We start from the raw sequence: 17615 nt of genomic DNA, 5'->3' as shown, positions 1-17615 counted from the left end.
TTGACCGTCGGGGTGGGGTTCTGAGCGTCGGGGTGGGGTTTTCCCCAGCAAGATCATGCGGTCGCCCTCATGGTGGGGGGTGTATCTGCCGCCCCATCATGATCGGTATGAGTACTGGACTGGCTCGGGCGGCGCTGCACGCGCACCGCCCGGCATTCATCGGCACGGCCGTCGCGGCGCTGTTCGCGGCGACCGTCGTGAGCGCGTCGACGATGATGCTGCGGACGACGAGCACGGACAGCCTTTCGGCCCGGGCACGCGCACAGCTCACCGAGAACGCCGTGGGCGACATGGCGGCCGTGCTCCTGATCGGCTCCATCTACATGTCGATATTCGTGGTCGTGTCGACGATGGGCACGGCCGTCGTGCAGCAGCACCGCGAGCTCGCGCTGGTCCGCTCCATCGGCGCCAGGCCCCGGCAGGTCCGCCGCGCCGTGGCCGTCCAGGCCCTCGCCGCGTCCGTTCCCGCCGCCCTGGCCGGCTTCGCCCTCGGCGGCGTGCTGGCCCGGGTGTGGTTCCGGGGCATGGTCACGCACGGCCTGGTGCCGGCCGAAGTGCCCTTCCGCTTCAGTTGGCTGGCGCTGCCCGTGTGCCTGGGGGTCGCCGTGGTCACCTCGACCCTGGCGGCCGTGCTGTCCGCGCTGCGCTTCTCGCTGCTGCGCCCGGCACGCGCGCTGGACGAGGCGGCGGCCGGGCGGCGCGGCCTCGGCCTGCTGCGGGCCCCGCTCGGACTGCTCGCGGTCGCGGGCGGCGTCTTCCTGTCCGTGCTGCTCTCGCGGCAGCCCGCGGACGAGGCGAACGAAGGGGCGTTCCTGGTCCTGATCCTGTTCTGCGCGGGCGCGGGACTGCTCGGACCGCGGCTCATCGGGCCCGCGGCCTGGCTGGTGTCGGCAGCCGTGGGGCGCCTCGGCGGCAGCGCGGCGCGCCTGGCGATGCTCAACGTCCGCTCCCAGCCCCGCCGTTTCGCCGCGGCGGTGGTGCCGCTGCTCCTTGTGGTCGGCTTCGGCCTCACGAAGATCGCGATGCATACGACGGCCGAGCACCACACCGGCTCGGCGGGCAGCACCGGCGAGGTCTGGATGGACTACATGGGCACGTCGCTGTACGCGGGCTTCGCCGCGATCGCCTCGGCGAACACCCTCGCCATGATCTCCTTCGAGCGCCGCCGCGATCTGGCCCTGCTGCGGGTCGTCGGCTCCCAGCGCCGCCAGGTGCGGGCCATGGCGGCGTGGGAGGCGGTGGTCGTCGCCGGGACGGCGCTGCTGCTCGGAGGCGCGATCGCCCTCGCGACGCTCGCGCCGATGCTCAGCACGGCCTTCGGCTCGGCGGTGCCGTATCTGCCGTGGGCGGTGCCGACGGGCATAGGCGCTGGCACGCTGCTCCTGACCCTCGGCGCCACGGGGCTGCCCGTGATGGCAGTGCTGCGGCGCCGCGCGATAACCGTGGTCAGCGCGACGTAGCGTTGCGGAGCGCGACGTGGCGACGGTCAACGCGACGCGGCGACGGCCGGCGCGACATGGCCGCCTTGGTCGGCGCAACGACGTGACGCGCCGTCAAGGAGCCGCCCGGCACAGGGGGGCGGCCCCGGCCACGCCTAGTGCGGCGCGCCCCGCCACCCGGACACCGGCAGGGCGAACTTGGCCACCAGCCGGTCCGTGAACGACGCGTGGTGCAGTCGCGCGAGCCGCACCGGCACGGCGCCCCGGCGCACCTCCACCCGCGCCCCGGCGGGCAGTTCGACGGTCCGCCGCCCGTCGCACCACAGCACCCCGTGCGGCGTGTGCGGCTGCACCTCGACGGCGAGGACGGAGTCCGGCGAGGTCACCAGGGGCTTGGCGAAGAGGGCGTGCGCGCTGATCGGCACCATCAGGAGCGCCTCGACCTCCGGCCACACCACGGGCCCGCCCGCCGAGAAGGCGTACGCCGTCGAGCCGGTCGGTGTCGCGCACACGATGCCGTCGCAGCCGAAGCCGGTCACCGGGCGTCCGTCGATCTCCAGGACGACTTCCAGCATCCGCTCGGCCGACATCTTCTGCACGGCGGCCTCGTTCAGGGCCCAGTCGCGGTGCACGACGTCACCGTTGCTGTGCACGACGACGTCGACGGTCATGCGCTCCTCGACCTCGTACGCCCTGGTGACGACGCGGTCCACGACCTTGTCCAGGTCGTCGCGTTCGGCCTCGGCGAGGAAGCCGACGCGGCCGAGGTTCACGCCGAGCATCGGCACGCCGGAGGCGCGGGCGAACTCGGCGCCGCGCAGCAGCGTCCCGTCACCGCCGAGCACGACCAGGAGCTCACAGCCGTCCAGGCAGGCGGGCGTCGCCTCCTTGACCAGCTCGACCGAGGGCGGCAGCGGCAGGTCCGCCGCCTCCGCCTCGAGCACCCGCACACCGAGGCCGCTGCGCAGCAGCCCCTGTACGACGAGTTCGGCGCTGCGGATGGCCGCGGGCCTGCCGGTGTGCGCAAGGAGAAAAACAGTACGAGCTCGGGTCTGACTCAACGGGGCCCCTCCGCCACGGCACGGTCGACGTCCGCCGGGTCGAGTTCCGGCGCCCCGGCGCGCAGCCACAGAAAGTACTCGACATTCCCGGAGGGCCCGGGCAGCGGGCTCGCGGTCACACCGCGCACCCCGAGACCGAGCCCCCACGCCTGCCGTGCCACGGTCCGCACGGCGTCGGCCCGCAGCTCGGCGCTGCGCACCACACCGCCGCTGCCGAGGCGTTCCTTGCCGACCTCGAACTGCGGCTTGACCATGAGGACCAGGTCCGCGTCCGGGGCGGCGCAGCGCACCAGAGCGGGCAGCACCAGGCCCAGCGGGATGAAGGAGAGGTCGCCGACGACCAGGTCGACGGGGATGCCGTCGATGAGGTCGAGCGTCAACTCGCGTACGTTCGTACGGTCCTTGACGGTGACCCGGTCGTCGCTCTGCAGCGACCAGGCGAGCTGGCCGTAGCCGACGTCGACGGCGACGACGTGCGCGGCCCCGGCCCGCAGCAGCACGTCGGTGAAGCCGCCGGTGGACGCGCCCGCGTCGAGAGCGCGCCGCCCCTCGACGGCGAGGCCTTGCGGCACGAAGGCCGCCAGCGCGCCGGCGAGCTTGTGGCCGCCGCGCGAGACGTATTCGGGGTCGCTGTCGTCCTGGGTGACGACGATCGCGGCGGCCGTCTCCACCTGCGTGGCCGGCTTGGTCGCGAGGGTCTTGCCGACGCTCACCCGGCCGGCGGCGATCAGCTGGCTTGCGTGCTCGCGCGAGCGCGCGAGCTTCCTGCGCACCAGCTCGGCGTCGAGGCGGCGGCGTGCCACTCCTGCCACGTTCGGTTCAGCTCCTGTCGTACGAAGTGTGCGGCGCCCCCGAAGGCGCGGGGGGCCCGGGGCGTGCGTCGAGCGCGGTCAGCGTGTCGCGCAGGCCCCGGTGGACATCCTCGTACACCTCGATGTGGCCGTCCGTGGCGAGGTGGTCGGCGTCGGCGAGACGCTGGAGCTGCGCGTCGACCTCGGCGTTGCCGGTGGGCGTGCGGACCACTTCCAGCGGGGCGGGCTCCGAGGGGTCGGCTTCCGGGCCGACCAGGGCGTCGGCGTCGGCATCCGCGCCCGCCTCCGGGCCCACCGGAGCGTTGGCGTCCGCCTCCGCCGGAATCTCGTACTCCGCCTCCGTGGGCTCGGGCTCGCGGCCCGGCGTCCAGTCGCTCATGGCACGACGCTACATCGAAGCCCTGCGGTACCGTCGATCACGATGGCGACCATGGCGGAGTGCCGCGACGCACTCGACAGACTCTCGGACAATCTCGCGGGGGCCGACGGCGACGTACGCAGTGCGGCGGCGCTCGACCGCTCGCTGAGCTGCCACATCAAGGACCTGGACGCCACTTTCACCGGCCGTCTGAAGAACGGCCGGATCGAGGTGCTCGACCAGCGCCCCGGCCCACCGCGCGAGAAGGCCCAGATCCGCCTCGCCATGACCGGCGACGACCTGCTCGCGATGGTCGACGGCAACCTGAACTTCACCAAGGCATGGACCTCCGGCCGCGTCAAACTGGAGGCGGGCCTCCGAGACCTCCTGCGCCTGCGCTCCCTGCTGTAGCGCCCAGCCCCGCGGCGGCCGACGGCGAGAATTCAGCCCGTCCGGCGCTTGAGGACGAGCCGCGAAGCGGCGAAAGAGGGGGAAAGGGGGCGAAGCCCCCATAAGAGCCCCGCATCACGCGCCCACGCGAGCCTTCCGCGCAGCGGGCACCACAAGCGGCGTCCCCGTCTCCGGATCATCGATCACCTGACACTGGATCCCGAAGGTCTCCCGAACCAACTCAGCGGTGACAATCTCACGCGGCGGCCCCTCGGCCAGAACTTCGCCGTCGCGCAACGCGATGAGGTGCGTGGCGTAGCGGGCGGCGTGGTTCAGGTCGTGAAGGACCGCGACCAGCGTGCGCCCCTGCTCCTCGTGCAGGTCGGCGCAGAGGTCAAGGACGTCGATCTGGTGCTGGATGTCGAGGAACGTGGTCGGCTCGTCGAGCAGCAGCAGCGGCGTCTGCTGGGCGAGTGCCATGGCGATCCACACGCGTTGCCGCTGGCCGCCGGAGAGCTCGTCGACGTACCGGTCGGCGAGCTCGGCGACCCCCGTCGACTCCATGGACTCGCGCACGATCCGCTCGTCGGCGCCCGACCACTGCCGCAGCAGACCTTGGTGCGGGTAGCGGCCGCGCGCCACCAGGTCGCCGACGGTGATGCCGTCGGGGGCGATGGACGACTGGGGCAGCAGTCCGAGTGTCCGCGCGACCTTCTTCGCGGGCATCGACTGGATGACCTGCCCGTCCAGGAGCACCCGGCCCGCCGAGGGCTTGAGCATCCGGGACAGGGCGCGCAGGAGCGTCGACTTGCCGCAGGCGTTCGGGCCGACGATCACGGTGAAGGAGTTGTCGGGGATCTCGACGGACAGCTTCTCCGCGATGACGCGCTGGTCGTAGCCGATGGTCACGTCGTCGGCGATGAGCCGGTTCACAGGGGCACGCTCCTGGTCGTGTGTGTCTTCGTACGAGGACGGGGTCCTGGTCCTCATATCCGCCCCGCCTTCCGCTCGGTGACCAGCAGCCACAGCAGATACACGCCGCCGAGCACACCGGTGACGACGCCGACGGGCAACTGGTCGGCGCCGAAGGCCCGCTGCGAGGCCCAGTCGGCGACGATCAGCAGGGTGGCGCCCATGCACATCGCGGGCAGCAGATTGGGGCCGGGCGAGCGGGTCAGGCGGCGGGCGAGCTGCGGCGCGGTGAGGGCGACGAAGCTGACGGGCCCGGCGGCGGCGGTCGCGGCGGCGGTGAGCAGCACGGCGGAGCCCATCAGCACGACGCGGGTGCGCTCGACGGGCACCCCGAGGGCGTACGCGGTGTCGTCGCCCATCTCCAGCATCCGCAGCGGCCGCGCATGGGCGATGACCAGCGGAAGCAGCACCGCGCACAGCGTGAGCAGCGGCCACACCTGCTCCCAGTCGCGGCCGTTGAGGGAGCCCGTCATCCACACGACCGCGCGCGCGGCGTCGACGAGGTCGGCCTTGGTCAGCAGATAGCCGTTCATGGCGACGGCGAAGGCGTTCACGCCGATGCCGACGAGGACGAGCCGGTAGCCGTGGACGCCCTGCTTCCAGGCGAGGAGATACATCGCGGCACCGGTGACCAGGCCGCCGACCAGCGCACCGCCGGCGACCTCGTTGGCGCTGCCCTGGAAGATCACGATCATGAGGAGGGCGCCGGCGGTGGAGCCCTGCCCGATGCCGAGGACGTCCGGACTGCCCAGCGGATTGCGGGCGATGGACTGGAAGAGCGCGCCGCCGAGACCGAGCGAGGCGCCCACAAGGAGGCCGACGACGACCCGCGGCAGCCGCAGGTCGTTGATGATGAACTCCTGGCCGGGGTCGCCGTTGCCGAGCAGGGTGCGGATCACGTCGGCGGTCGGGATGTCGAAGTCGCCGGTGCCGATGAGCACGACGCTCGCGGCGAGCGCGGCGACCACGAGGACGGCCACGACGACGGCGGCGCGGACGTCGAAGCGGACGGAGAGCCCGCCGCCCGTACGGATAGCACGGGTACGCATCGCACGGGTACGCATCGCACGGGTACGGATCGCGCGGGCACGCATCGCCGGGGTACGTGTCGCGCGGGTACGTATCGCCTTCACAGCTGGGCCGTCCTCCGCCGTCGTACGAGCAGGATGAACACCGGGGCGCCGACGGCCGCGGTGACGATGCCGACCTGGAGTTCGGCGGGGCGCGAGACGACCCGGCCGAGCACGTCGGCGCCGAGCAGCAGGACGGGCGAGAGGACGGCCGCGTACGGGAAGATCCAGCGCATGTCCGGGCCGGTGAAGGACCGCACGATGTGCGGCACCATGAGGCCGACGAACATGATGGGCCCGCACGCGGCGGTCGCGGCGCCGCAGAGCAGCGTCGCGGCGACCATGGACAGCGCGCGGGTGCGGGTCAGATGGGCGCCGAGGGCGCGGGCGGTGTCGTCGCCCATCGCCACGGCGTTGAGCGGCCGGGCGAGGGCGAGCGCGAGCAAGGTGCCGACGGCGAGAAACGGCAGGACCTGCTGGATCGTCTCCATCTTGGCGGAGGCCAGCGAACCGACCGTCCAGAAGCGCATCTTGTCGAGCGCGGCGTTGTCCGTGATCATCACGGCCTGGAGATAGCCGGTGAGCGCCGCGGTCAGCGCCGTGCCGGCGAGCGCGAGCCGCACGGGTGTCGCGCTGCGGGTGCCGCCGAGCGCGTACACAAGGGCACCGACGACCGCCGCGCCCACGAAGGCGAACCACACATAACCGCTCAGCGAGGTGACGCCGAAGAAGCTGATGGCGGTGACCACGGCGGCGGACGCGCCCATGTTGATGCCGAGCAGCCCGGGATCGGCCAGCGGGTTGCGGGTCAGCGCCTGCAGGACGGCGCCGGACAGGCCGAGCGCCATGCCCGCGAGCAGGCCGAGCAGCGTACGGGACACCCGCTCGCCGACCACGATGTCGGTGTACGTCCCCGAGTCCTCGAACAGGCCGTGCCAGACCTGGTCCATGGAGAGCGGTTTGGCGCCCACGGCGATGCTGGCGAACACCAGGGCCAGCAGCACCACTGCGGAGAACAGGAGCCCGGCGCCGCGTATCGCTCGGCGGCCGGGTGGCGCGGGAGCGGTCTCCGCGCTGGGTTCAGGGGGACTGTCGACCAACACGTGGTTAGGTTAGCCTACCCTCCCATTGCTCTTCGACGAGAGAAGCACCACGTATGCCCGGGTCACGCCCCTCTCCCGAGTCCCCCTGGTCCCGGCCGTCGCGGCGCGCGATGCTCGGCGCGGGCGGCGCGCTGGGCATCGGCGGGCTGCTCGCGGCGTGCGGTGGCGGTGGCGGCGAGGGCGGCGAGGGCGGCAAGGACGACGGGGACGGCGCGGGCGGCGCGGGCGACAACTCCTCGAAGGCGGGCGGAGCCTGGGCCTTCAAGGACGACCGCGGCAGGACCGCGAAGGCGTCGAGCCGGCCCCGCCGCATCGTCGCCTACATCGGCGCGGCCGCCGCCCTGCACGACTTCGGCGTCGAGTGCACCGGCGTCTTCGGCCCCACCAAGTTCAAGAACGGCGAGCCGGACGTGCAGGCCGCGGATGTCGATGTCGACAAGGTGACGATCATCGGCAACGCCTGGGGCGAGTTCAGCATCGAGAAGTACGCGAGCCTGCGCCCCGAACTCCTCGTCAGCACCATGAATGTCTCCCCGACTCTCTGGTACGTCCCCGAGGAGTCCGCCGGCAAGATCCTGCCGCTCGCGCCCAGCGTCGGCATCCTCACCGGCAAGACGTCCCTGACCAGGGCCATCGGCCGCTTCGCCGAACTCGCCGAGTCGCTGGGCGCCGACCTGAAGGCGCAGCGGGTCACCGCGGCGAAGAAGCGCTTCGAGGCCGCGTCCGAGCGGCTGCGCAAGTCGGCCAAGGCGGCCAAGTCCCGCGGCGGCATCAAGGTCCTGGGGATGTCCGGCCAGGCCAACACCATGTACGTGGGCGATCCGGACGCCTTCACCGACCTGCGTCACTACCGCGACCTCGGCGTCGAGTTCGTCACCCCCACCAGCGTGATCAAGAGCGGCTTCTGGCAGAACCTCAGCTGGGAGAACGCCGATCGGTACGAAGCCGACCTGATTCTCGTCGACAAGCGGACGGGCAACCTCCAGCCCGACGAGCTCAAGGATTCCAAGCCGACCTGGGCCCAGCTGCCCGCGGTCAAGGCAGGCCAGGTCATCTCCTGGCACAACGAAGCCCAGTTCAGCCACGCCGGGTACGCGCCGCTCATCGAGCAGCTCGCCGAGGCGTTGGACAAGTCGAAGAAGGTCACCTGATGCCCGCGCCCCACCTCTCCCGCCCCTCTCGTCTCTCTCACTCCTCCCGCCTCTCCCGCCGCGGCCTGCTCACCGCCGGCGGCGCCCTGGGCCTCGGCGCCCTCCTCACGGCCTGCGGCGACGACAACGACAAGGACAAGGCGTCGAACACGGGCGCCGACGGCAAGGCCTGGAGCTTCAAGGACGACCGCGGCAAGACCGTGCGCGCCAAGTCGACCCCGAAGAACATCGTCGCGTTCATCAGCACGGCCGCCGCCCTGCACGACTACGGCGTCGAGTGCACCGGCGTCTTCGGCCCGTCCAAGCCCGTCGACGGCAAGCCCAACCCACAGGCCGGCGAACTCGATGTCGACAGACTGACGAGCGTCGGCGAGAACTGGGGCCAGTTCAACATCGAGAAGTACGCGTCCCTCGAACCGGACTTGCTGATCAGCAACATGTTCCCGCCGCCGAACCTCTGGTTCGTCCCCGAGGAGAGCAGCAAGAAGATCGCCGCCCTCGCCCCGACGGTCGGCATCAACGGCGCCCGCGCCTCCCTCCTGGAGCCGCTGAAGCGCTATACCGACCTGGCGGTCGCGCTCGGCGCCGACCTGGAGGCCGAGAAGGTGCGCGCTGCCAAGTCCCGCTTCCAGAAGGCCGAACGGACCCTGCGCAAGGCCGCGAAGGCGAACGGCGGACTGAAGGTCATGGCGATGACGGGCGACGCCGACCAGATGTACGTCGCCGTGCCGGACTCCTACTGCGACCTCAACTACTTCAAGGACCTCGGCGTCGAGTTCGTCGAGGGCAAGAAGAGCGACGAGTGGGGCTTCTGGGAGTTCCTGAGCTGGGAGAACGCCGACAAGTACCACGCCGACCTGATCATGGTCGACAACCGCTCCTCCGCCCTGACCGAACAGCAGCTCGCGAAGAAGCCCACCTGGACCAAGCTTCCCGCCGTCAAGGCCGGCCAGACGGTCCCGTGGTCCATGGAGGAGCGCTACAGCTACGCCGGCTACGCGCCCGTACTCGAACAGCTCGCCGCCGCCATCGAGAAGTCCAAGAAGCTCAAGCCCTAGCAGCTCGCCAAGGGAACCAGAACTCGCCACGGGAACCAGAAGACGCCACAGGAACCAGAAGACGCACAGGGACACAGGAAAGAGGCTCACCATGACCGACGCCCCGTTCCAGTTCTTCGACACCCACGTCCTGCGCACCGAACGCCTGACGCCGTCGATGATCCGCGTGGCCCTCGGCGGCTCCGACGTGGCGCGGATGGCCTCGGGCGGACGCGACCAGCGCGTCAAGGTCTTCCTGCCGCAACCGGGCCAGAGCGCGCCGGTCATGCCGGACACCGACTCCCCGGACTGGTACGCGGCCTGGCGCGCCCTGGACCCCGCCGTACGCGGCATCATGCGCACGTACACCATCCGTGAACTGCGCCGCGACCCGGACGAGTTGATCGTCGACTTCGCCGTGCACGAGGCTGCCCCGGACGCGCCTGCCACCGAGGGCCCGGCCTCGCGCTGGGCGCGCACGGCCGCCCGTCCCGGCACCCGCGTCGGCGTCCTCGCCCCGGTCGAGGAGGAGAACGCGGCGTACGACTTCAGGCCGCCCGAGGACACCGACTGGATCCTGCTGACCGGCGACGAATCGGCACTGCCCGCCGTCGCCGGCATCCTCGAATCGCTGCCGCCGTCGACGCGGGTCCTCGCGTGGCTCGAACTCCACGACCCCGCGGACCGCCAGGAACTGCTCACCAAGGCGGACGCCGACATCACCTGGCTCACGGGCGAGGGCACGACGACGGACGCGATCCGTGCCGCCCGCCTCCCCACCGGCACGCCCTACGCCTGGATCGCGGGCGAATCGGCAACGGTCAAGTCCGTACGCCGCCACCTCGTCGGCGAACGCGGCATCGACCGCAAACGCGTAAAGTTCACGGGCTACTGGCGCAAGGGCACAACAGAGGACCAACTCCTGTCGAACAACGAGCAGGCCTGACCGACGCCTACCGGCTCAACCGCCCGGCGCTGCCACCGCCCGGTGCGGCCCACCACCCCAGCCCTATCTCAGCCCGTCCGGCGTTTGAGGACGAGGCCGTTCAGGCCGATAAGCGGGGTCCAGGGGCGGCAGCCCTTGGTTACGGGAAGGGGCGGGACTGGGGAATGCCCCGCAGGGCCCTATACCCCCAGCCGAGCCAACACCTTCCCCCCGTCCAACCGACACACACCATCCCCGGCCCACGCCCAAGCGACCGCACACAACGCCCGAAGCCCATCCAAAGCCTCCCCCTCCCCCTCAAGCACCAAAGCATCACCCCGCACGGAAACGGAAGCAGTCCACCCCCCACAGACGAACCCCCCCTCCCCCGAGGTCACTTCAGGCTGCCCACCCAACATCCCCCGCAAATCCGCGTCCACATACGTGGGCCGATGCTCAGGCCGAGCGGCCAGCAACTGCGCCCCATCGGTGACCCCGGTCAACACGAGCAACGAATCCACGCCCCCGTTGAACGCCCCCTCGATGTCCGTGTCGAGCCGATCCCCCACGACCAGCGCCCGCTCCGCCCCGGTCCGCAGAATCGTCTCCCGGTGCATGGGGGGCAACGGCTTTCCCGCCACCTGCGGCTCCGCTCCCGTGGCGATCCGCACGACCTCGACGGCCGCCCCGTTCCCCGGCGCGATGCCCCGCCCGCTCGGAATCGTCAGATCCGTATTGGAGGCGAACCACGGCACCCCACGCGCGATCGCGTAACAGGCCTCCGCGAACCGCCCCCAGGCGAGCTCGGGCCCGCCATACCCCTGCACCACGGCCGCCGGATCGTCGTCGGCCGACTCCACCGGCTCGAGACCACGCTCACGCAGCGCGACCCGCAGCCCCTCACCGCCCACCACCAACACCCGTGCCCCGGCGGGCACTTGCTCGCTCACGAGCCGCGCCACGGCCTGCGCCGAGGTGATCACGTCCGACGGCGCGGTCGGGATGCCGAGCTCCGTCAGATGTCCGGCCACCGCGTCCGGCGTACGCAGCGCGTTGTTCGTCACGTACGCGAGGTGCATGCCGCCCGACCGGGCCGCCTCCAGTGCCTCGACGGCGTGCGCGATGGCCTTGCCGCCCGCGTACACCACGCCGTCCAGGTCGAGGAGCGCCGTGTCATAGCTCTCGCTCAGCGCCCGCGCGCTGCCCGCGGGACGGGTCCGCACGGGCCGGCTTCCGCCCCCGCTGCCGGTCTGGCTCATTACGCATCTCTCCTCGCTAATTCCACTCCCCCGATCATCGCTCATGCCACTGACACACATACGATGCACCAATGAACACAGCGGGTCACACGGACGTCCACGGCCTCGACCTGATCCCGTTCAGGGGGGTGCGCTACGACTCCGAGCGGGTCGGCTCCCTCGCCGCCGTGACCTCACCGCCGTACGACGTGATCGTCCGGCCCGACGGACTCCTCGAACTGGAGTCGTCCGATCCGCACAACATCGTCCGCCTGATCCTGCCGCAGGCGACCACTCCGGCCGCCCGCAACCGCCAGGCCGCGGACACCCTCCACGACTGGCTCAGCGAGGGCATCCTGGCCCCCGATCCGATCCCCAGCCTGTACGTGTACGAGCAGCGGGACGACGTCATGCTGCAGCGCGGCATCGTCGGCGCCCTGCGCCTGTCCGAACCGGATCAGGGCGTCGTCCTGCCGCACGAGGACGTCATGCCGCACGTCGTAGAGGACCGCGCGGCCCTGATGCGCGCGACGGCCGCGAACTTCGAGCCGCTGCTCCTCACCTACCGCGGCGACGCAGCGGCGGGCCACACATCGGGTGACAGCGCGGCCGGTCCGGAGGGCGGTGTCGCGGTCGGCACCGCTGCCGTAATAGAGCGCGCCGCGCAGCACAAACCGCTGCTCTCCACGACCACGGAGGACGGCTTCAGCCATCGTCTGTGGGCGGTGACCGACCCGGCGGAGATCGCTGAGATCCAGTCAGATCTCGCCCGCCACCAGGCCCTCATCGCCGACGGCCACCACCGCTGGGCCACCTATCTGCGGCTGCGCTCCGAGCACTCCTCGCCGGGCCCCTGGGACTTCGGTCTGGTCCTCCTCGTGGACACGGCCCGCTATCCGCTGCGGGTGCGCGCGATCCACCGCTATCTGCACCGGCTGCCGGTCGCCGAGGCCCTGAGCGCCCTCGCGGACTCGTTCCGGGTACGCACCCTGCGCTGCTCGCTGTCCGAGGCGCGGGCCGCCCTCGCCGACGCCGCAGCCGAGGGCAACGCCTTCCTCCTGGCCGGCGACGGCTCGTACCACCTCGTCGACCGCCCCTCCGCCGACCTCCTGGCCCGCACGGTTCCCCTGGGCCGGCCCGACGCCTGGCGCACCCTCGACGCGACGGTCCTGCACGCCACGCTCCTGGACCACATCTGGCGCATCCCGGACGACCCGGAGAACATCGCGTACATCCATCACACGGAGCCGACGGTCGAGAAGGCCGAGCGCGAGGGCGGCACGGCGGTCCTGATGCACCCAGTCCGCGAGGAGGTCGTACGCGACCTGGCCCGCCAGGGCGTCACGATGCCCCGCAAGTCGACGTCGTTCGGCCCGAAGCCGGCGACGGGCCTGGTCCTGCGCGACCTGGCGTTCTGACCTCGCGTACGACGAAGGGCGGGCCTCCACTGGGAGACCCGCCCCTTCGATCACCTAACTGACGCTGCCGTCAGTTCTCGTCACGCTCGATCTCATCGCGCTCGACGACGTCGGCACCGGCGTCGCCTGCGTCCCCGGCATCGGCGTCAGCCTCGGCCTCGGCCTTGGCCTCAGGAGCCGCTGCTTCCTCGGGCTCGACGTCATCGATGTGCAGGGCGTCGACGAACTCGACGCCGTCCAGCTCCGCGAGCCGGTCGGACGCGTCGGTGGTGCCGTCCTTGTCGGCCTCGATGGCCTTGGCGAACCACTCGCGCGCCTCGTCCTCCCGCCCGGCGGCGAGGAGCGCGTCGGCGTAGGCGTACCGCAGGCGCGCGGTCCAGGGCTGCACCGAGTTGGACGCCAGCTCGGGGCTCTGCAGCGTGACGATGGCGGCGTCGATCTGGTCCATGTCGCGCCGCGCGCCGGCGGCGACGAGCCGCATCTCGACCTGGCCCGCCTTGTCGAGCTTGTGCACCTCGGGCGCCCCGGCCATGTCGAGCGCCTTCTCGGGCCGCCCGAGCCCACGCTCGCAGTCGGCCATGACCGGCCACAGCTCGACGCCGCCGGTCATCCGGCGCGCGGCCCGGAACTCGGCGAGCGCCTCGCTGAACTTCTGGTTGGCGTACGCGGCGAAGCCCGCCGCCTCACGCACGGCGGCGACGCGCGAGGCGAGCCGCAGCGCGATCTTCGCGTACTCGTAGGCCTGCTCGGGGTCCTCGTCGATGAGCTTGGCGACCATCACCAGGTTCCTGGAGACGTCCTCCGCGAGCCCCTTGGGAAGGCTCTGCAGCTCCTGTCGTACGTCCTTGTCAATCTCGTCGCCCGTGACGTCGTCCGGGATCGGCAGCCGCTTGATCGGCTCGCGGTCCCGCTCGCGGTCGTCGCGACGGAACCCACCGCGGTCGTCGCGCCGGTCGTCGCGCCCACGGAACCCGCCGGGCCGGCCACGGCTGTCGTCGCGGCGGGGCCCGCGCCCACGGTCGTCGCGGCCGCGGTCGTCCCGGCCTCGGTATCCGCCACCGCCGCGGCTGTCGTCGCGCCGGAAGCCACCGCGGTCGCCGCGGTCACGGTCGTCACGCCGATCATCGCGCCGGTCGTCACGACGGAACGCGGGCCGGTCACCGTCACGACGGAAACCACCACGATCACCACGATCGCGATCACCAGGCCGGTCATCACGCCGGAAACCACCACGGTCACCGTCGCGCCGGTCATCACGGCGATCGTCACGCCGGTCGTCGCGCCGGAAGGCGGGCCGATCGCCGTCACGACGGAAACCACCGCGATCGCCGCGGTCGTTGTCACGGCGGAAGCCGGGACGATCACCGCCACGGTTGTCGTCGCGGCGGTCACCGCGGTCATCGCGCCGGAACCCACCACGGTCACCACGGTCGCCGCGGTCACGGTCATCACGCCGGTCGTCACGACGGAACGCGGGCCGGTCACCATCACGACGGAAACCACCACGATCACCACGATCGCGATCACCAGGCCGGTCATCACGCCGGAAACCACCACGGTCACCGTCACGCCGGTCATCACGACGATCGTCACGCCGGTCATCGCGCCGGAAAGCGGGCCGATCGCCGTCACGACGGAAACCACCGCGATCGCCGCGGTCTCGGTCGTCACGCCGGTCGTCACGGCGGTCATCGCGGCGATCGTCCCGGCGGAACGGGGGGCGTCCGCTGTCGCGGTCGTCACGGCCTCGGTATCCGCCACCGCCACGGTTGTCGTCACGCCGGAAGGCCGGCCGGTCCCCGTCGCGGCGGTCGTCGCGCCGGAACCCGCCACGGTCACCGCGGTCGCCCCGGTCGTTGTCACGGCGCTCATCGCGCCGGTCATCACGGCGGAAGCCGGGACGATCACTGCCACGGTTGTCGTCGCGGCGGTCACCGCGGTCATCGCGGCGGAACCCGCCACGGTCGCCGCGGTCGTTGTCGCGACGCGGCCCACTGCGGTGTCCGCCCCGGTCGCCACCATCCCGGCGGCGCTGGTCGCGCTCCGGGCGCTCGTCGGGAGAGTTGGTGGACATGGGTGACTCCTAGTCTTCGGTACCGCAGTCATTCTGACGCAGCCGCGTAGTCGGCGCTCTTCGAGCAAAAATAAAAAGGACCCTTGGTCCCAGCGTGAACGCTGGGACCAAGGGTCCTCCAAAGATAGTTCGGCGGCGTCCTACTCTCCCACAGGGTCCCCCCTGCAGTACCATCGGCGCTGTAAGGCTTAGCTTCCGGGTTCGGAATGTAACCGGGCGTTTCCCTCACGCTATGACCACCGAAACCCTATGAAATATCCCGCCGTAGAACGGGATCTCAAACAGGGCAGCGAACAAGCACACTCTTCAATTGATTAGTAGAGCTGTTCAGCCAGCACAACTGTTCGTTGTTTCAGAACCAACACAGTGGACGCGAGCAACTGAGGACAAGCCCTCGGCCTATTAGTACCAGTCAACTCCACCCGTTACCGGGCTTCCATATCTGGCCTATCAACCCAGTCGTCTACTGGGAGCCTTAACCCCTCAAAGGGGGTGGGAGTCCTCATCTCGAAGCAGGCTTCCCGCTTAGATGCTTTCAGCGGTTATCCTTTCCGAACGTAGCCAACCAGCCATGCCCTTGGCAGGACAACTGGCACACCAGAGGTTCGTCCGTCCCGGTCCTCTCGTACTAGGGACAGCCCTTCTCAAGACTCCTACGCGCACAGCGGATAGGGACCGAACTGTCTCACGACGTTCTAAACCCAGCTCGCGTACCGCTTTAATGGGCGAACAGCCCAACCCTTGGGACCGACTCCAGCCCCAGGATGCGACGAGCCGACATCGAGGTGCCAAACCATCCCGTCGATATGGACTCTTGGGGAAGATCAGCCTGTTATCCCCGGGGTACCTTTTATCCGTTGAGCGACGGCGCTTCCACAAGCCACCGCCGGATCACTAGTCCCGACTTTCGTCCCTGCTCGACCCGTCAGTCTCACAGTCAAGCTCCCTTGTGCACTTACACTCAACACCTGATTACCAACCAGGCTGAGGGAACCTTTGGGCGCCTCCGTTACCCTTTGGGAGGCAACCGCCCCAGTTAAACTACCCATCAGACACTGTCCCTGATCCGGATCACGGACCCAGGTTAGACATCCAGCACGACCAGACTGGTATTTCAACGACGACTCCACACACACTGGCGTGCATGCTTCACAGTCTCCCAGCTATCCTACACAAGCCGAACCGAACACCAATATCAAACTGTAGTAAAGGTCCCGGGGTCTTTCCGTCCTGCTGCGCGAAACGAGCATCTTTACTCGTAGTGCAATTTCACCGGGCCTATGGTTGAGACAGTCGAGAAGTCGTTACGCCATTCGTGCAGGTCGGAACTTACCCGACAAGGAATTTCGCTACCTTAGGATGGTTATAGTTACCACCGCCGTTTACTGGCGCTTAAGTTCTCAGCTTCGCCACCCCGAAGAGTGACTAACCGGTCCCCTTAACGTTCCAGCACCGGGCAGGCGTCAGTCCGTATACATCGCCTTACGGCTTCGCACGGACCTGTGTTTTTAGTAAACAGTCGCTTCTCGCTGGTCTCTGCGGCCACCCCCAGCTCACCGTGTAAAACGGATCACCAGGTGTGGCCCCCCTTCTCCCGAAGTTACGGGGGCATTTTGCCGAGTTCCTTAACCATAGTTCACCCGAACGCCTCGGTATTCTCTACCTGACCACCTGAGTCGGTTTAGGGTACGGGCCGCCATGAAACTCGCTAGAGGCTTTTCTCGACAGCATAGGATCATCCACTTCACCACAATCGGCTCGGCATCAGGTCTCACCCACATGCCATCCGGATTTACCTGGATGACGGGCTACACCCTTACCCCGGGACAACCACCGCCCGGGCTGGACTACCTTCCTGCGTCACCCCATCACTCACCTACTACCAGATCGGGCCGGCGGCTCCACCACTTTCCTTTCCCCGAAGGGTCCGGAACGGCTTCACGGCCTTAGCATCACTGGATTCGATGTTTGACGCTTCACAGCGGGTACCGGAATATCAACCGGTTATCCATCGACTACGCCTGTCGGCCTCGCCTTAGGTCCCGACTTACCCTGGGCAGATCAGCTTGACCCAGGAACCCTTAGTCAATCGGCGCACACGTTTCTCACGTATGTATCGCTACTCATGCCTGCATTCTCACTCGTGAACCGTCCACCACTCGCTTACGCGGCAGCTTCACCCGGCACACGACGCTCCCCTACCCATCACGATCCCCGTTGGGGGTACATATCGCAATGACACGACTTCGGCGGTACGCTTGAGCCCCGCTACATTGTCGGCGCGGAATCACTAGACCAGTGAGCTATTACGCACTCTTTCAAGGGTGGCTGCTTCTAAGCCAACCTCCTGGTTGTCTCTGCGACTCCACATCCTTTCCCACTTAGCGTACGCTTAGGGGCCTTAGTCGATGCTCTGGGCTGTTTCCCTCTCGACCATGGAGCTTATCCCCCACAGTCTCACTGCCGCGCTCTCACTTACCGGCATTCGGAGTTTGGCTAAGGTCAGTAACCCGGTAGGGCCCATCGCCTATCCAGTGCTCTACCTCCGGCAAGAAACACACGACGCT

At 69.5% G+C, this 17615-nt stretch carries 15 protein-coding genes and 2 rRNA genes (1 of these 17 only partly in view); 6 read left to right on the top strand and 11 right to left on the bottom strand.

What is annotated here, in order from left to right:
* The first annotated feature begins 107 nt into the window (after positions 1-107).
* Complete coding sequence (locus AC0KTA_RS30300; RefSeq protein WP_481051387.1) at positions 108-1460, top strand: FtsX-like permease family protein; 1353 nt, start codon at positions 108-110, stop codon at positions 1458-1460.
* 134 nt (positions 1461-1594) lie between these two features.
* Here AC0KTA_RS30300 and AC0KTA_RS30295 read toward each other — a convergent pair whose 3' ends face one another.
* From AC0KTA_RS30295 to AC0KTA_RS30285, 3 genes are read right to left on the bottom strand one after another with little or no spacing between them, the layout of a single operon-like run.
* Positions 1595-2500 (bottom strand): NAD kinase, encoded by a 906-nt coding sequence (locus tag AC0KTA_RS30295; RefSeq protein ID WP_481051386.1) that lies wholly within the window; start codon positions 2498-2500, stop codon positions 1595-1597.
* Positions 2497-3312: a TlyA family RNA methyltransferase gene (locus AC0KTA_RS30290; protein WP_481051385.1), complete on the bottom strand. Its 816-nt coding sequence runs from the start codon at positions 3310-3312 to the stop codon at positions 2497-2499. The genes AC0KTA_RS30295 and AC0KTA_RS30290 overlap by 4 nt, the downstream gene beginning before the upstream one ends.
* A 7-nt stretch (positions 3313-3319) precedes the next feature.
* A complete protein-coding gene (locus tag AC0KTA_RS30285; protein WP_481051384.1) occupies positions 3320-3691 on the bottom strand; it encodes a hypothetical protein in 372 nt (123 codons plus the stop codon).
* A 42-nt stretch (positions 3692-3733) separates the two neighbouring features.
* Here AC0KTA_RS30285 and AC0KTA_RS30280 point away from each other — a divergent pair, with 42 nt between their 5' ends.
* Positions 3734-4081: an SCP2 sterol-binding domain-containing protein gene (locus AC0KTA_RS30280; RefSeq protein ID WP_481051383.1), complete on the top strand. Its 348-nt coding sequence runs from the start codon at positions 3734-3736 to the stop codon at positions 4079-4081.
* A gap of 114 nt (positions 4082-4195) precedes the next feature.
* Here AC0KTA_RS30280 and AC0KTA_RS30275 read toward each other — a convergent pair whose 3' ends face one another.
* Genes AC0KTA_RS30275 through AC0KTA_RS30265 form a run of 3 tightly spaced genes read right to left on the bottom strand, consistent with a single transcriptional unit; the run spans position 4196 to position 7205 of the window.
* Entirely contained in the window at positions 4196-5050 is an 855-nt protein-coding gene (locus tag AC0KTA_RS30275; RefSeq protein WP_481051382.1) for an ABC transporter ATP-binding protein, read from the bottom strand.
* Entirely contained in the window at positions 5047-6126 is a 1080-nt protein-coding gene (locus AC0KTA_RS30270; RefSeq protein WP_481056615.1) for a FecCD family ABC transporter permease, read from the bottom strand. The genes AC0KTA_RS30275 and AC0KTA_RS30270 overlap by 4 nt, the downstream gene beginning before the upstream one ends.
* A 35-nt stretch (positions 6127-6161) precedes the next feature.
* On the bottom strand, positions 6162-7205 hold the full coding sequence (locus AC0KTA_RS30265; RefSeq protein WP_481051381.1) for a FecCD family ABC transporter permease: 1044 nt from the start codon (positions 7203-7205) through the stop codon (positions 6162-6164).
* A 53-nt stretch (positions 7206-7258) separates the two neighbouring features.
* On the opposite strand from AC0KTA_RS30265, the gene AC0KTA_RS30260 reads away from it, so the two are divergent.
* The 3 genes from AC0KTA_RS30260 to AC0KTA_RS30250 all read left to right on the top strand — a co-directional run bounded on the left by AC0KTA_RS30260 (position 7259) and on the right by AC0KTA_RS30250 (position 10339).
* Positions 7259-8356 carry an ABC transporter substrate-binding protein gene (locus AC0KTA_RS30260; protein ID WP_481051380.1) on the top strand — a complete coding sequence of 366 codons (1098 nt, stop codon included), beginning with the start codon at positions 7259-7261 and terminating at the stop codon, positions 8354-8356.
* Complete coding sequence (locus AC0KTA_RS30255) at positions 8356-9414, top strand: ABC transporter substrate-binding protein (RefSeq protein ID WP_481051379.1); 1059 nt, start codon at positions 8356-8358, stop codon at positions 9412-9414. The genes AC0KTA_RS30260 and AC0KTA_RS30255 overlap by 1 nt, the downstream gene beginning before the upstream one ends.
* A gap of 91 nt (positions 9415-9505) precedes the next feature.
* Complete coding sequence (locus AC0KTA_RS30250; protein WP_481051378.1) at positions 9506-10339, top strand: siderophore-interacting protein; 834 nt, start codon at positions 9506-9508, stop codon at positions 10337-10339.
* A 179-nt stretch (positions 10340-10518) separates the two neighbouring features.
* Here AC0KTA_RS30250 and AC0KTA_RS30245 read toward each other — a convergent pair whose 3' ends face one another.
* Entirely contained in the window at positions 10519-11577 is a 1059-nt protein-coding gene (locus AC0KTA_RS30245) for an HAD-IIA family hydrolase (protein ID WP_481051377.1), read from the bottom strand.
* A gap of 71 nt (positions 11578-11648) precedes the next feature.
* Here AC0KTA_RS30245 and AC0KTA_RS30240 point away from each other — a divergent pair, with 71 nt between their 5' ends.
* Positions 11649-12974, top strand: a complete 1326-nt coding sequence (locus AC0KTA_RS30240; RefSeq protein WP_481051376.1) for a DUF1015 family protein — start codon at positions 11649-11651, stop codon at positions 12972-12974.
* 70 nt (positions 12975-13044) lie between these two features.
* Here the strand turns inward: AC0KTA_RS30240 and AC0KTA_RS30235 are convergent, their stop codons facing one another.
* The 4 genes from AC0KTA_RS30235 to AC0KTA_RS30220 all read right to left on the bottom strand — a co-directional run.
* Positions 13045-13860, bottom strand: coding sequence for a tetratricopeptide repeat protein (locus tag AC0KTA_RS30235; protein WP_481056614.1), 816 nt, complete (start codon positions 13858-13860; stop codon positions 13045-13047).
* Positions 13752-14996 (bottom strand): hypothetical protein, encoded by a 1245-nt coding sequence (locus AC0KTA_RS30230; RefSeq protein WP_481056739.1) that lies wholly within the window; start codon positions 14994-14996, stop codon positions 13752-13754. The genes AC0KTA_RS30235 and AC0KTA_RS30230 overlap by 109 nt, the downstream gene beginning before the upstream one ends.
* Before the next feature lie 179 nt (positions 14997-15175).
* Positions 15176-15292 (bottom strand): 5S ribosomal RNA (rrf, locus tag AC0KTA_RS30225).
* A 138-nt stretch (positions 15293-15430) separates the two neighbouring features.
* A 23S ribosomal RNA gene (locus AC0KTA_RS30220) occupies positions 15431-17615 on the bottom strand; it runs 939 nt beyond the window's last position.

The sequence above is a fragment of the Streptomyces sp. Y309 genome, from assembly GCF_056712025.1.
This window is presented reverse-complemented; position numbering and strand designations above follow the sequence as displayed.